This window comes from Phyllobacterium sp. 1468 (assembly GCF_031455525.1).
Lineage (GTDB): Bacteria > Pseudomonadota > Alphaproteobacteria > Rhizobiales > Rhizobiaceae > Phyllobacterium.
In genome coordinates this window covers 105,153-119,383 of sequence record NZ_JAVDSX010000005.1, presented here as the reverse complement: position 1 = coordinate 119,383, position 14,231 = coordinate 105,153, and the positions used below count along the sequence as shown (strand labels likewise).

General features: G+C 57.0%; 13 protein-coding genes. 7 read left to right on the top strand and 6 right to left on the bottom strand.

From position 1 onward, the window contains the following. Window positions 1–89: 89 nt before the first annotated feature. Genes aztC through aztA form a run of 3 tightly spaced genes read right to left on the bottom strand, consistent with a single transcriptional unit; the run spans window position 90 to window position 2,736 of the window. On the bottom strand, window positions 90–1,028 hold the full coding sequence (aztC, locus tag J2X72_RS15190; protein ID WP_210003242.1) for a zinc ABC transporter substrate-binding protein AztC: 939 nt from the start codon (window positions 1,026–1,028) through the stop codon (window positions 90–92). Window positions 1,029–1,045: 17 nt separating this feature from the next. Beyond that, the gene (aztB, locus tag J2X72_RS15185; RefSeq protein WP_210003243.1) at window positions 1,046–1,912 is read right to left on the bottom strand and encodes a zinc ABC transporter permease AztB; all 867 of its coding nucleotides are present in this window, start codon (window positions 1,910–1,912) and stop codon (window positions 1,046–1,048) included. A 2-nt stretch (window positions 1,913–1,914) separates the two neighbouring features. After that, window positions 1,915–2,736 (bottom strand): zinc ABC transporter ATP-binding protein AztA, encoded by an 822-nt coding sequence (gene aztA, locus J2X72_RS15180; protein ID WP_310073219.1) that lies wholly within the window; start codon window positions 2,734–2,736, stop codon window positions 1,915–1,917. 156 nt (window positions 2,737–2,892) lie between these two features. On the opposite strand from aztA, the gene J2X72_RS15175 reads away from it, so the two are divergent. Further along, the gene (locus J2X72_RS15175; protein ID WP_310073217.1) at window positions 2,893–3,297 is read left to right on the top strand and encodes a Fur family transcriptional regulator; all 405 of its coding nucleotides are present in this window, start codon (window positions 2,893–2,895) and stop codon (window positions 3,295–3,297) included. A 4-nt stretch (window positions 3,298–3,301) separates the two neighbouring features. Here J2X72_RS15175 and J2X72_RS15170 read toward each other — a convergent pair whose 3' ends face one another. Further along, entirely contained in the window at window positions 3,302–3,976 is a 675-nt protein-coding gene (locus J2X72_RS15170) for a TetR/AcrR family transcriptional regulator (protein WP_310073216.1), read from the bottom strand. Window positions 3,977–4,145: 169 nt separating this feature from the next. Between J2X72_RS15170 and J2X72_RS15165 the strand changes: the two genes are divergently transcribed. The 6 genes from J2X72_RS15165 to J2X72_RS15140 all read left to right on the top strand — a co-directional run bounded on the left by J2X72_RS15165 (window position 4,146) and on the right by J2X72_RS15140 (window position 11,395). Next, window positions 4,146–5,339, top strand: a complete 1,194-nt coding sequence (locus J2X72_RS15165; RefSeq protein ID WP_310073215.1) for an HlyD family secretion protein — start codon at window positions 4,146–4,148, stop codon at window positions 5,337–5,339. Window positions 5,340–5,365: 26 nt separating this feature from the next. Beyond that, window positions 5,366–6,955, top strand: coding sequence for a DHA2 family efflux MFS transporter permease subunit (locus J2X72_RS15160; RefSeq protein ID WP_210003248.1), 1,590 nt, complete (start codon window positions 5,366–5,368; stop codon window positions 6,953–6,955). A gap of 389 nt (window positions 6,956–7,344) precedes the next feature. Beyond that, window positions 7,345–8,448: an ABC transporter substrate-binding protein gene (locus tag J2X72_RS15155; RefSeq protein WP_310073213.1), complete on the top strand. Its 1,104-nt coding sequence runs from the start codon at window positions 7,345–7,347 to the stop codon at window positions 8,446–8,448. Between the two features lie 171 nt (window positions 8,449–8,619). Next, on the top strand, window positions 8,620–9,525 hold the full coding sequence (locus J2X72_RS15150) for an ABC transporter permease subunit (RefSeq protein ID WP_210003250.1): 906 nt from the start codon (window positions 8,620–8,622) through the stop codon (window positions 9,523–9,525). Beyond that, a complete protein-coding gene (locus J2X72_RS15145) occupies window positions 9,522–10,313 on the top strand; it encodes an ABC transporter permease (protein WP_310073212.1) in 792 nt (263 codons plus the stop codon). The genes J2X72_RS15150 and J2X72_RS15145 overlap by 4 nt, the downstream gene beginning before the upstream one ends. Before the next feature lie 14 nt (window positions 10,314–10,327). Beyond that, the gene (locus tag J2X72_RS15140) at window positions 10,328–11,395 is read left to right on the top strand and encodes an ABC transporter ATP-binding protein (protein ID WP_310073211.1); all 1,068 of its coding nucleotides are present in this window, start codon (window positions 10,328–10,330) and stop codon (window positions 11,393–11,395) included. 129 nt (window positions 11,396–11,524) lie between these two features. Here J2X72_RS15140 and J2X72_RS15135 read toward each other — a convergent pair whose 3' ends face one another. Beyond that, window positions 11,525–12,691, bottom strand: coding sequence for an iron-containing alcohol dehydrogenase (locus J2X72_RS15135; protein ID WP_310073210.1), 1,167 nt, complete (start codon window positions 12,689–12,691; stop codon window positions 11,525–11,527). Window positions 12,692–12,844: 153 nt separating this feature from the next. Further along, window positions 12,845–14,230: an aldehyde dehydrogenase family protein gene (locus J2X72_RS15130; RefSeq protein WP_310073209.1), complete on the bottom strand. Its 1,386-nt coding sequence runs from the start codon at window positions 14,228–14,230 to the stop codon at window positions 12,845–12,847. Window position 14,231: the final 1 nt, after the last annotated feature.

Genomic DNA, 14,231 nt, shown 5'->3' with positions numbered 1-14,231 from the left:
TATTGAAAGGACGTGTTACAAAACGCGTTAGCATGTGACCCGATTGAGTGACGGCCGATCGTCTGGTACCAGCCGCCACCAAGCGTCAGTTAGCTACCGAGAATAGCCTTTTTGAACGTTGCGATATTATGGTGCATCATGTCGATATAGGTTGCTGCACCTTCGTCGGGCTTGGAGAGCGCGTCCGAAAAAAGCGTACCGCCGACGTTCAGCTTGGTTTCACTGGCAATCTGCTCGATCAGCCGCGGATTGGTGATGTTCTCGACGAAGATGGCTGATGCCTTGTCCTCCTTCACCTGTTTGATCAGCGCAACGATATCGGCAGCCGACGCCTCCGAGTCAGTTGAAATTCCCTCGGGGGCAAGGAATTTCAGACCATATTCATGCTGGAAATAGCCGAATGCGTCATGCGACGTGATAATCAGGCGTTTTGACTCCGGGATCGAGGCAATAGCCGCCTTCACTTCCGCCTCCGTGGCGTCGAGCTTCTTCGTATACGCCGCCGCATTGGCCTTGTAGCTGTCGCAGTTGGTTGCGTCCGCCGTGCAGAAGGCGTCAACGATATTTCGAACATAGATCTTGGCATTGCGGATCGACTGGAAGGCGTGCGGGTCGTATGCGCCGTGCTCCTCCGTTGCCGAGGCGTCCCCGGCCGCGTGATCATGATCCTCCTCGGCGCTCTTGATGGGCTCGACGCCCTTCGACAACTCGACGATCGGAGCCTTTGTGGCGCTCGCTTCCACGAGACGCGGCAAGAAACCTTCGAAATGCAAGCCGTTGACCAATACGACATCTGCCCCGGCCACCGCCGCCGCATCGGACGGCTTCGGTTCGTAGACGTGAGCGTCGCCGTCCGGGCCAACCAGCGTCGTCAGTGAAATCTTGTCGCCGCCAACATTTTTGGCAAAGTCGGATATCACTGTGAAGCTGGAGACAACCTTCAGGGCTTCCGCCGAAGCCGGGGAATAACCAGCAATTAGTAATAGTATAACATTCAATCCCGCAACACGTTTAAGAGCCTTCATCATAGCTTTTTCCTTCTGTACTAAGCTGTTCTGTGACGATAGGGGCGCAGCCGGCTGTTGACGATGCCGCGCGTCCCGACGAGGATCGATGCGAGATAGATGGCCCCGGCGGACAGGATGATTGCCGGTCCGGAAGGTACGGAATAGTGGTAAGAGATCAACAGCCCGCCTACGCACGATACACAGCCGATGACGATGGCCAGAGCGCACATCGGCCCGACTCGCGCAGTCCAGAAACGCGCTGCTGCAGCGGGGAGCATCATCAGCCCGACGGCAAGCAAAGTGCCGAGTGCCTGAAACCCGCCAACGAGGTTGATTACGACCAATGCGAGAAAGATGAAGTGCACAGGCGTGCCGATGCGGCTCACCGAGCGCAGGAACAGCGGGTCGAGACACTCCGCCACAAGACCCCGCCAGAAAATCGCGAGTGTGACAACACTGATCGCCGAGATCATGCCGATCAGGCTCAACGCCTCATTGTTGAGCGCGAGGACGGTCCCGAACAGCACATGCATCAGATCGACATTCGATCCGCGCAACGACACGATTAAAACGCCGAGCGCCAGCGATATCAGGTAGAAGGCCGCCATGGAGGCATCTTCCTTCTGGATCGTGAAGCGCGACACCGCGCCTGCGCCAAGTGCGACGATGACACCGGCAACCAGTCCGCCAATGGTCATCGGCACGATCTGCAGCCCGTAAAGCAAAAAACCCACCGCCGCGCCCGGCAGGATGGCATGCGCCATCGCATCGCCGGTCAGACTCATGCGTCGCAGCATCAGGAAAACGCCGACGGGGCAGGAACCGAGCGACAGTGCCAGCGAGCCGACAAGCGCGCGTTGCATGAAACTGTAGTCGACAAAGGGCGCGATCAGATACGCGTACATGGTCAAGCCGCCCTCGGTCCATCGTGATGATCTTCGGCGTCATGGCGATGGACATGCGGATGAGCGTGATCGTGCACATGACTGTGGGCAGCATCATCCTCGCACCACGGCGCGCCCTCTTCCCAAGCTTCGTGAAACTGCCTGGCCCGTAACAAATTGTCAGCACGGAGCGTCTCGCGTGACGCTCCCCAGGCGATCGGTTTGCGCGCCAGAAGCAGGGTCTCCGGGAAATGCTCGCGAACAAGATCGAGATCGTGCACAACGACCATGATCGTCCGGTTCTCGCCGTGCCAGCGCTTGATCAGATCGATCAGATCGCTGACGGTCTTGGCATCGATCGCATTGAATGGCTCATCGAGCAGAATGAGATCCGCATCCTGCACCAGCACCCGCGCGAATAGGGCGCGCTGCAATTGCCCGCCGGACAGCGTGTCGACCGGGCGCTTTTCGAAGCCGGCCAGTCCAACACTCATCAGCGCCTTCGAGACGTTCTCGCGGTCTTCCGCGGTGAATCTGCCAAGGAGGCCACGCTTTGGCCACAAGCCAAGCGAGACAAGATCGATCACTCGAGCCGGGAAAGTCCGGTCGAGTTCGGATTGTTGCGGCAGGTAGGCGATCCGTACCCCTTTTTCGACAACGCACGAACCGGACATCGGCTTGAGAACGCCGACAATTCCCTTCATCAGCGTCGACTTGCCCGATCCATTGGAGCCGACGACCGCCGTCAGCGAGCCACGGCGAACTCCGCCGCTCAGGTGATGAACGGCCGGATGCCTATGATAGCCAAGCGTCAGATCGTTGAAGGTCAGGCAGGGTTCAGTCATCGGACAGTCGCATCTTGGAGTTGAGCATTTCGATATGTGATGTTATTACATTTGTCAACAATGGCGAATTTGGGAACTGGGAAAATTAATGTATCCACTGGCGGAAAAGACAAATCTTTCCTATGTCTCATGGATCAACAAGGAGCCTATAGGGCGATGACTGCTGCGCAAGAGCTGACAAAAAACCAATCGCTGGTTTTCAACGCGTTGGCTCGCGCCGATGGGCCGCTCAGCGCCTATACGATCCTCGATCAATTGCGAAACGATGGCTTCCGCGCGCCGCTGCAGGTCTATCGCGCCCTCGACAAGCTCATGGATTATGGCATGATTCACCGGCTCGAAAGCATCAACGCCTTTGTCGCCTGTGCTCACCCTCACAGCCATAGCCATGGCCACGGGCTGATCGCCTTTGCCATCTGCGAAAAATGCGGTCAGGTCTCGGAATTCTCGGATGATGTCATTACCGGCCGCGTCCGTGAATGGACCAATAGCAGTGGTTTCAAGCAATCAAAGACGACGATTGAAATCCGCGGCATCTGCGCCAATTGCGGCACGGCATAACGCACTACTGTTTCTTATAGGCCTTGAGGAACATATCTACGCCAGATGTTACGGTTTTGCGTATCTGCTCCTCCGATGGTGGATTGTCCATGCATCCGAACAGCCTGCGCCTCAGCATACCCGTTACCATCAGATCCGACAGCTGATAGGTAGCAAGTTCGGTGTCTTCAATATCGAGGTCGCCCGCAGCAACATGTTTGTCCAGAAACGCCCTCAACAGGGCCTGCCCCCGCTTTGGACCATTCTCGTAAAAACTCTGGCTCATCGAGGGCATGCGCTCGGCAACGCTGATGACTATGCGCTGCGCCCGAATGACAACATCGGACGTGACCTTGAGTGACAATGCCGTACCAAAAGCAATCAGCGCGTCACGCAAGTCGTGGCCGTCTTCCAGCGCAGAATAAATGCCGCTGAACAGCTTGTCGCGATAGGCAAAGCAGAGCTCCATGAAAAGCTCTTCCTTGCTATCGAAATAGACATAAATCGTCCCCTTCGATACGCCGGCTTCACGCGTTATGTCATTCATGCTCGCGGCATCGAAACCCATCTGCGAGAAAACGCGGTCGGCTCCTTCAAGGATTTGCTGGCGCTTGGCCGGATCTTGACCAGCTGCCAATCGCCCCTGCCGCTCGTCCACAGGGGCCACCGCTTCCAAGGCAGACGCCTTTATCGATGACACGCGGGACCCCTTCGTAGATGACATTTTAATCTCGTTTCCTCATTTTCGATTCTTTTTCGAACCAATCGGTTCGATGCACTTGATATGCGCCCTCATTTGCGCTATGTCAATGATCGAACCGATTGGTTCTATCACTTTTCAGAGTGAACATCTTTAGAGAGAGCCCCACATGTCAGCGTCGAACGCCAAGAATGAAGCTGAAATCCGTCAGTTTCCAGCCCCGGCTCCTGCTTCAAAAGCGGAAGCACCTGCAAAGCCCGATGCTCCTGTCGTAGAAGCACCGCAGCCCGATGTTGCCGCGCAAGCGCCTGCCAAGCCCAAGCGATCGGCCAAGCGCTTCGTACTGCCCATATTGATTGCCGCCGCAATTGGCGCCGGCAGCTGGTATGGTTATGAATACTGGACCACGGGCCGCTTCATGGTTTCGACCGATGACGCATATATCCAGGGTGACATAACGGCGATTGCGCCGAAAGTCACCGGCTATATCGACAGGATCGATGTGGTTGCCAATCAGCGCGTTAAAGCGGGCGATCCGCTGGTAACGCTGGATAATGGCGACTATAGGATCGCTGAAGAACAGGCCGAGGCCCAGATCGCGACGGAAAAGCTCTCACTCGATCGCATCAATGCGCAGATCGTTGCCGCCAAGGCGTCGCTGCAGCAGGCGCAGGCCGGCAAACTCAACGCGCAAGCCGTCTTGACCAACGCGCAGGCTGGCTCTGTGCGCGCCAAGCAACTCCATGCAACAAGCTTCGCCTCGCAGTCGCAACTTGATGATGCAACAGCGGCTCTTGATCAGGCCAAAGCCAATATAGCCTCCGCCGATGCACAGATTGCCGCCGCTGATGCTAATGTCGGCGTGCTCGAGGCGCAGTACAAGGAAGCCGAAGGTTCCATACGGTCGCTTGAACTCGCCAAGGACAAAGCTGCCCGCGATCTTGGCTTCACCGTTATCCGCGCGCCGGTCGATGGGGTTATCGGCAATCTGGCAGCCAAGACAGGCGACCTCGTCAGCCCCGGCCAGCGCCTAGCCGCACTTGTTCCTGTAAACGCGCTCTATATCGATGCGAACTATAAGGAAACGCAGCTGCGTGACATCGTTGTTGGCCAGAAAGTCCAGGTAACGGTCGATGCCCTTTCCGGCGAAAAATTCGAAGGCACTGTCGCGTCCATTGCGCCGGCCTCGGGCGCTGTCTTCTCGCTGCTCCCGCCGGAAAACGCCACGGGTAACTTCACCAAAGTGGTTCAGCGCGTGCCGGTCCGTATCGCCCTGCCGGCCGACGCCCTGGCAAGCGGCAAGCTTCAGGCGGGCCTGAGCGTGGTCGTCGACGTCGATACCCGCACGACACCCAAGCTGTAATCCGAACTCCTGACGGGTCGAAGTTCATGTCGAAAGCCATCACAATCGGAGGTCCCGGGGCACCTGCTGTTCCGGACGAACATATCGATCCGAAGAAGGCCTTTGCCTTTCTGGCGATGGTGTTCGGCATGTTCATGGCCATTCTCGACATCCAGATCGTCTCGGCATCGCTCGCCGAGATCCAGGCAGGGTTGAGCGCGAGTTCCGACGAGATTTCGTGGGTTCAGACATCCTATCTGATCGCCGAAGTCATCATGATCCCCTTGTCTGGCTTCCTCGGCCGGCTGGTTTCGACGCGCATCCTCTTTTCCGTTTCGGCGGCTGGTTTCACTGCCGCCAGCGTGCTTTGCGCCACGGCAACGAACATCGATCAGATGATCGTCTACCGCGCCATTCAAGGCTTCATCGGCGGGGGCATGATTCCGAGCGTTTTCGCCGCGGCATTCACGATCTTCCCGCCATCAAAACGCTCGATCGTCTCGCCGATGATCGGCCTGGTGGCAACGCTCGCCCCGACCATCGGACCGACTGTCGGTGGTTATTTGAGCAATGCGTTTTCCTGGCACTGGCTCTTCCTCGTCAATGTCATCCCCGGCATTGCCGTGGCGATTGCCGCGTGGAACCTGATCGATTTCGACAAGGGCGATCGCTCGCTGTTGAACAAGTTCGACTGGTGGGGTCTTGCCGCCATGGCAGCCTTTCTTGGCTCGCTTGAATACGTGCTTGAGGAAGGCCCACGCAATGACTGGCTGCAGGACAACGCTGTTTACTATTGCGCCATTGTCATGGTTTTCGGTGGCCTTATCTTCTTCTACCGCGCATTTACGGCGGAGCAGCCGATCGTCGATCTGTTTGCGTTCAAGAACCTTAACTTCGCCTTCGGTTCGGCGTTTTCGTTCGTGCTCGGCATTGGCCTCTATGGCTTGACCTATGTCTATCCGGTCTATCTCGGCCAGGTCAGGGGCTACGATGCCCTGATGATCGGCGAAGCGCTCTTTGTCAGTGGTCTCTGCATGTTCCTGACAGCACCGGTAGCCGGCTTCCTCTCCGGCCGCATGGATCCGCGTATCATGATCATGATAGGTTTCCTTGGCTTTGGCGCCGGCACCTGGACCATGACCCATCTGACGGCGGACTGGGATTTCTACGAATTGCTGATCCCGCAAATCTTCCGTGGTGTATCACTGATGCTGTGCATGGTGCCGATCAACAATCTTGCGCTCGGCACCCTTCCGCCTGCTCGTCTTAAGAATGCCTCTGGCCTGTTCAATTTAATGCGCAACCTCGGCGGTGCGGTGGGCCTCGCGGTCATCAACCAGATTTTGACTGACCGCGGCGCCATGCATTATGCCCGCCTTTCTGAAAGCGTGCATTGGGGCAATCCGGAAGCGGAAGACATGATGGCGACGATGAGCAAGAATTTCGCATCCCACGGGCTTGACGGCAGCGCGACTGCGCTTGCCAAGATTTCTGGCATGGTTCACCTGCAGGCATCGCTGCTCTCGTTCATGGATGTTTTCTACATCCTGACCATATTGTTTGCTTCGCTCGCGGTCTTCGCTGTGATGATGCGCAAGCCGGGCGCTCCGGCTGGAGGCGGTGGTGGCGGTCACTGAGGATGACGCCGCGCGCCGCAGTCGTTGCAAGATTCACCTGGAAACGCTTAGCCCCCTAATCTCTATCGTATTCCTCGACGTTCGATCTTTCGGACGGCGATGTCGCAGCTGACAAAATGCGACAGATAGAATCCGCCGGACTGCCGCGCCTATCTCTATTTTTGTCGCTATCGGGCAAATGGCGGCAGCCGTCGGACCGCCTGCAGATTTACCGTTTGGCTGAATTGCTAAGCCGCCAAAAAAGTGGTTCACTTCCCCTTACTGCTCAGGAAAAGTCTGTTCATCAGCACGTCACGTGTCTGTCATCCAACTGACACGAGACACCTATATCGGGGTTGCTGAACGTCGAAACAGAGCCAATGACGTATCGCTCAATAGGGGTTTTCAAAATGGTTGGTTACTCAAAACGCTTGCTTGCGCTGTCGACAGCTGTGCTGTTCGCGGGCACGACAATTTCATTCGCGGACGCACCGGCCGAGCTGGTTGCTGCTGCAAAGAAAGAGGGCTCACTGACAACGATCGCGCTGCCACATGACTGGTGCGCTTACGGCGATGTCGTAGCTGGTTTCAAGGCCAAGTATGGCCTTGAGGTAAACGAACTCAATCCGGATGCCGGTTCGGGCGACGAGATCGAAGCAATCAAGGCAAACAAGGATAACAAGGGCCCACAGGCCCCTGACGTTATCGATGTTGGCTTTGCTTTCGGTCCATCCGCCAAGAAGGACGGCTTGACGATGCCCTACAAGGTATCGACCTGGGACTCGATCCCGGACAACGTCAAGGATGCCGACGGGCACTGGTATGGCGATTATTATGGTGTTCTCTCGTTCCAGGTAAATACCGATATCGTCAAGACGGTACCGAAGGATTGGGCTGACCTGCTCAAGCCCGAATATGCGAACACCGTTGCGCTCGCAGGTGATCCCCGCGCTTCAAACCAGGCCATTCTCGCCGTTGCGGCTGCCGGTGCATCGACTGGTGCCAAGGCTGGTGCCGACGCTGGGACTGCCGGCTTGAAGTATTTCGCAGACATGAACAAGGCCGGTAATTTTGTGCCGGTCATCGGCAAGTCCGGTACGCTTGCCCAGGGTGCAACCCCGATCATAATCAATTGGGATTATAACGCACTTTCGGGCCGCGACACGCTGAAGGGCAATCCTCCGGTTGAGGTTGTCGTACCCGCCTCCGGCGTTGTGGCCGGTGTTTACGTTCAGGCGATCAGTGCCTTCGCGCCGCATCCAAATGCAGCAAAGCTCTGGATGGAATATCTTTACTCCAATGAAGGTCAGCTGACCTGGCTCAAGGGTTATTGCCACCCGATCCGCTTCAACGATCTTGCCAAGAATAACAAGATCCCGAAGGAACTGCTCGACAAGCTGCCTCCTGCAGCTGCCTATGAAAAGGCGATCTTCCCGACCCTCGATGAACAGGCTGCCGCCAAGGAAGTCATCACCAAGGATTGGGACAAGGTTGTTGGCGCCAACGTGAAGTAAATGCTGATCGATCGGATCCCCGTGGCACTCGCCGCGGGGATTTGGTTCCATCAAAGGCGCATTGCGCGCGATAAATTTGCGACGTGACGCGACAGGCGGCTTCCGGATTGATTGCCTGGCAGTTTTGCCGGCGGCAGCTAAACCTTACCCAAGAATGCGGTAACGAAAACGATGAGTGCGATTTCAGAACCCGGCGCATTGCCTCCGGTCCCCGTCCCGGCAACCGAGCGCAGACGCATGTCGCTCGACTGGCTTGGCGTTATGCCATTCATCATCTTCGCCGTGTTGTTTTTGATCTGGCCGACGATCTATCTCGTCGCAGGTGCCTTTCAAGACAATGAGGGTAACCTCACCCTCGCCAACATCGCCAATCTCTTCCAGCCGTCCATCATGGACGCCTACTGGATATCGATCAAGATTTCGCTCGCCTCGGCGCTGCTTGGTGCATTGATCGGCTTTTGCATTGCGGCCGCAATCACGCTGGGTGGACTTCCAGGCTGGATCCGTTCGCCGTTGATGACGTTTTCCGGCGTGGCATCAAACTTTGCCGGCGTTCCTTTGGCTTTTGCCTTCCTTGCAACCCTTGGACGAACCGGCCTCGTCACCTCGTTCCTGTTCAATGTGTTTGGCTTCAACCTTTACGCCCACGGCTTCAACCTTTTGAGCTTCTGGGGCCTGACGATCACATATCTCTACTTCCAGATCCCCTTGATGATCCTGATCATCACGCCCGCGCTCGATGGCCTCAAGCGGGAATGGAAAGAGGCTGCGCTTATTCTCGGCGCCACCGGCCCGCAATATTGGCGGATGGTCGCCTTCCCTATCCTGTGGCCGGCTTTGCTGGGGACAATCCTTTTGCTTTTCGCAAATTCCTTCGGTGCCATCGCGACAGCCTACGCGCTGACAGGATCGTCTCTCAGCATCGTCCCCATCGTACTCTTCGCGCAAATCCGTGGCGATGTGCTACAGGACCCGCATCTTGGGTATGCACTTGCCTTCGGCATGATTGTCATTACCGGCGTTTCCAACGCGGTGTATATCTGGATGCGCGCCCGCAGCGAAAAGTGGCTAAAATGAAAACGAACCGCATCTGGTCCTGGCTCGCACTCGCCTTCGGCATCATCTACTTTGTCGTACCGCTCCTCGGCACGCTTGAATTCTCTTTGCGCATGCGGCGCGGCACATATTCGCTTGATGCCTATTGGGTGATCCTCAGTGATCCGCGTTTCCAACAAACGTTCGGCTATTCGATCGTCATGGCGATCGCGACGATTATCATCGGTATCGTTCTCGTTGTACCGACGGCTTATTGGGTGCGTCTGCGCTTGCCGTCATGGCGTCCCGTTCTTGAATTCATCACCCTGCTTCCGCTAGTCATTCCGGCCATCGTGGTCGTGTTTGGCTATATCCGTCTCTACAACACCGCTTCGATCCTGCCATTGACCGGTTCGGCTATGGGAACCAATATCCTGCTCGCTTTCGGCTATACGATGCTGGCGCTGCCCTATATGTACCGGGCGGTGGACACGGGCCTGGGCTCGATCGACATCAGAACCTTGACGGAAGCCGCCGAGAGCCTTGGCGCGAGCCGCATCACCATCATGGCAAACATCATCCTTCCTAATGTCCTCGTTGCAGTGCTCTCCGGCGCATTCCTGACATTCGCGATTGTCATCGGTGAATTTACTATGGCGGCTCTGCTCAACAGGCCTGCATTCGGTCCGTTCCTGCAGCTCATCGGGGCGAACCGCGCCTACGAACCTGCGGCTCTCGCCGTTATCGCCTTCGCCATTACCTGGATCTGCATGGGCCTGATTCAGGTCGTTACTCGCTTCAACAAATCACTCGCCGCGACCAAACGCTGAACGGAAGTCATACAATGTCATTCTTAACTATCAGCCATTTGAAAAAAAGCTTCGGCGCCACGACCGTTGTTCATGATTTCAATCTGAGTATCGAGAAAGGCGAATTCATCTCCTTTCTCGGACCCAGCGGCTGCGGGAAAACGACTGTGCTGCGCATGGTAGCCGGCTTTGAAACGCCGACTTCCGGTGTGATCAGCATTGGCGGAAAGGACGTTGTCAATCTGAAGCCGAACCAGCGCAATATCGGCATGGTTTTCCAGGCTTATGCTTTGTTTCCCAACATGACCGTCGCGCAGAATGTTGCCTTTGGCCTCAAGGTCGCAAAGCGGCCACAAGCGGAAATCGACGCGACGGTGCACGAAATGCTGTCGCTGATCAAACTGGACCACCTTGCCGAGCGCTATCCGTACCAGCTTTCGGGCGGTCAGCAACAGCGCGTGGCGCTGGCGCGTGCGCTCGCCACGAAACCGCAAGTCCTGCTGCTCGATGAGCCGCTCTCGGCGCTTGATGCGAAGATCCGCGTATCGTTGCGCGAAGAAATCAGGGCGATCCAGCGCAAACTTGGTATCACCACGATTTTCGTCACCCATGACCAGGAAGAAGCACTGTCGATATCCGACCGCATCGTTGTGATGTATGAGGGCAACGCCGAGCAGGTTGGCGCCCCCTTCGAGATTTACAATCAACCAGCTTCGCGTTTCGTGGCCTCGTTCGTTGGAACACTCAATACGCTCGACGCCATTGTTCGCGATGCAGGGGCAGGCACGATTACGATCGATGGCAAGGATATTGCAATCGACAGGACACGCCTTAACGGCCACAAGACCGGCGACAAGATTTCGCTCGCGGTTCGCCCGGAGGCTGTCAGCCTCGGCGACGCCACGGACAAGCGCGAAACGACACTCGACGGCAAGATCAACAGCGTACATTTTCTCGGATCTGTCATCCGCATTCGGGCCTCGTTAGGCGAGAACACCGTATCGTTCGACACATTCAACAACCCGAGCGCCCCGCCACCGTCTCCGGGCGAGAACGTCAAGGTCAGCCTCGCAGCCAAGGACCTGCTGGTTCTTGGGCATTAAAATCTTCCATGTTTGGATGGAAACAGTTCTGTTTCCAACCAACTATGAAAGGCGCTAGCCACTGCATCATTGATCAACGAAAAAGGGCGCCGGTAAAGCGCCCTTTTTGTTCGATCAGGGCTACAGGAACTACCCTGCGATGGCTTCGTTCAGCAGCTTCAACGCCGCCTTCTTGGTCAGTTTCACCGGATTGCCGCCGGCAGTCGGGTCAACGATAGCCATGTCGGCAATCAGTTCTTTCTGCTTCTTCGTCATGTCAAGGTCGGTGATCAGCCCTGGCAGCGTGTGCGGCACCTTCAGCTCCTTGCGCAGCTTCAGCACAGCCTTGGCGAAACCGTCGAAACCGCCCTTGATCCCAATATAGCTGGCAAGTCTCGCGATGCGCTCCTCCACCGCATCGCGGTTGAAAGCCAGCACATAGGGCATGAACACTGCGTTGGTCATGCCATGATGCGTGTCATAGATCGCGCCGATCGGATGCGACAGGGAATGGATCGCACCAAGACCCTTCTGAAACGCGGTCGCACCCATGGCGGCTGCGCTCATCATATGCGCGCGGGCGGTCAGATCCTTGCCATCGGCATAGGCTTTAGGCAGGTTCTCGAACACCAGCCGAATACCTTCAACGGCAATGCCGTCCGCCATAGGATGATAGCCAGGCGCGCAGTATGCTTCCAGGCAATGTGCGAGAGCATCCATTCCCGTACCCGCCGTTATGAAACCTGGCATGCCCACGGAGAGCTCCGGGTCGGCGATGACGATCGCCGGCAGCAGTTTTGGATGGAAGATCACCTTCTTCGTGTGAGTTTCCTCGTTGGTGATGACTCCGGCGCGGCCGACTTCCGAGCCCGTTCCGGCCGTGGTCGGCACGGCGATGATCGGCGCGATGGCGGCGCTGTTGGCGCGGGTCCACCAGTCACCGACATCCTCGAAATCCCATACCGGGCGCGTCTGACCCGCCTGAAATGCGATCAGCTTGCCGAGATCCAGAGCAGAACCACCACCGAAAGCGATGACGCCATCGTGCTTGCCCTTTTTGAACACCGCAATACCAGCCGTGAGGTTAGACTCGACGGGATTGGGCTTGACTTCAGAGAACACGCCACAAGGCACTTTGGCATCGTCCAGGATTTTCAATGTATTCGCCACTACCGGCAGCTTGGCGAGGCCGGGATCGGTGACGAAAAGCGGGTTTTTGATCCCCGTCGCTTCCAGAACTTCCGGCAATTCCTTGATGCGGCCCGCCCCGAAGCGGACGGTGGTCGGATAGTTCCATTTTGAAATAAGCTGGCTCATGTCATGTCTCTTTTCAGATTGTGGAGGGTCTTTGAGAATTCACACTGATCAGTCAGTTGGCATGGTTTGCGAGAACCCGGGCGAAGCGTACTCAAAGGCACGTGCGCACCGGAAGCGCAGAACATCGCGTCAAACGACATCAGAACGGATCGATCAAAGAACCTCACGCAGGTGATAGGATTTGGGTCTAGTCAAATTGCCATAGCCGATAGCCGACATCGCCGCGCCCTTGCCCGTCTCCTTGACGCCGGTCCAGACCAGCGCCGGGTCGATGTAGTCGCAACGGTTCATGAATACCGTGCCGGTCTCGATGCGATCGCCGATATCGGCCGCGTGATCCGTGTCGGTCGTCCACAGCGAGGCCGTCAGGCCATACTGGCTGTCGTTCATCAGCGCTACGGCCTCCTCGTCGTTGCGTACCTTCATGATGCCGACGATGGGACCAAAGCTCTCCTCGCGCATGACACTCATCTGGTGGTCAACACCGGTCAGCACTTCCGGCGCGAGGTAAGGCGAACCGGCCTTGTCATTGGCCACGCTCATGTTGACATGTGCCGTTGCGCCCTTGCGCAAGGCTTCCGCCTTCTGCTCGCGCACGAGATCGGCAAAGCGCGTCTGCGCCATCGGCCCCATGGTCGTTGCAGCATCCAGCGGATTACCGACGACATATTGCTTCGTCAGATCGATGAACCCGTCGACAAACCGGTCATAGACGTTCTCATGCACATAGATGCGTTCGATGCCGCAACAGCACTGGCCTGAATTGAAGAAGGCACCATCGACGAGATTGGCAACCGCATGGTCGAGGTTGACGTCCGGCAGCACGTAGGCCGGGTCTTTTCCGCCAAGCTCAAGTCCAAGCGTCATGAATGTTCCCGCCGCCGCCTTTTCAATAGCGCGACCACCACCGACGGAGCCGGTAAAGTTCACATGATCGATACGGCCGGAGCCGAGCAGTTTCTCCGTTTGTGCATGGCTGAGAACGATGTTCTGGAAGACGCCCTTCGGCAGGCCCGCCTTGGCAAAGGCCTGGGCAAAGCGCTCGCCGACAAGCAGCGTCTGCGCCGCGTGCTTCAGGATTACGCTGTTGCCTGCCATCAGTGCCGGAATGATCGTGTTGACCGCAGTGAGATAGGGATAATTCCACGGCGCGATGACCATCACCACACCCAGCGGCACGTGCTTGATGTAACGGCGAAAGCCCGGCCTGTCCTTTTCGACGATCGGCGCCAAGGCCTGCTCGGCGATTCTCACCATGTAACGCGTGCGTTCTTCCACACCGCCCTTTTCGCCGCCATATCGTACCGGACGGCCCATCTGCCAAGCAATCTCAGGCACGATTTCGTCATTCATGGCGAGCAATGCATCCAATGCCGCCAGGCACAAGCGCCCCCGTTCTGCGATACTGGTTTGGGCCCAGTCTGCCTGCGCCTGTTTTGCGGATTCAACAGCCGCGTCGATGGCTTTGTCGGTAGCGACAGGACGCTCCGCATAGACGGAGCCGTCGATCGGGGTAATCAATTTCACCGTCTCGGTCATG

Excerpts from the sequence above, each read along its gene's own strand:
- J2X72_RS15145 (WP_310073212.1), top strand. The coding sequence starts at position 9,522 with ATGAAAACGAACCGCATCTGGTCCTGGCTCGCACTCGCCTTCGGCATC.
- J2X72_RS15175 (WP_310073217.1), top strand. The coding sequence starts at position 2,893 with ATGACTGCTGCGCAAGAGCTGACAAAAAACCAATCGCTGGTTTTCAAC.
- J2X72_RS15160 (WP_210003248.1), top strand. The coding sequence starts at position 5,366 with ATGTCGAAAGCCATCACAATCGGAGGTCCCGGGGCACCTGCTGTTCCG.
- aztA (WP_310073219.1), bottom strand. The coding sequence starts at position 2,736 with ATGACTGAACCCTGCCTGACCTTCAACGATCTGACGCTTGGCTATCAT.
- J2X72_RS15140 (WP_310073211.1), top strand. The coding sequence starts at position 10,328 with ATGTCATTCTTAACTATCAGCCATTTGAAAAAAAGCTTCGGCGCCACG.
- J2X72_RS15150 (WP_210003250.1), top strand. The coding sequence starts at position 8,620 with ATGAGTGCGATTTCAGAACCCGGCGCATTGCCTCCGGTCCCCGTCCCG.
- aztB (WP_210003243.1), bottom strand. The coding sequence starts at position 1,912 with ATGTACGCGTATCTGATCGCGCCCTTTGTCGACTACAGTTTCATGCAA.
- J2X72_RS15135 (WP_310073210.1), bottom strand. The coding sequence starts at position 12,691 with ATGAGCCAGCTTATTTCAAAATGGAACTATCCGACCACCGTCCGCTTC.
- J2X72_RS15165 (WP_310073215.1), top strand. The coding sequence starts at position 4,146 with ATGTCAGCGTCGAACGCCAAGAATGAAGCTGAAATCCGTCAGTTTCCA.
- aztC (WP_210003242.1), bottom strand. The coding sequence starts at position 1,028 with ATGATGAAGGCTCTTAAACGTGTTGCGGGATTGAATGTTATACTATTA.
- J2X72_RS15155 (WP_310073213.1), top strand. The coding sequence starts at position 7,345 with ATGGTTGGTTACTCAAAACGCTTGCTTGCGCTGTCGACAGCTGTGCTG.
- J2X72_RS15130 (WP_310073209.1), bottom strand. The coding sequence starts at position 14,230 with ATGACCGAGACGGTGAAATTGATTACCCCGATCGACGGCTCCGTCTAT.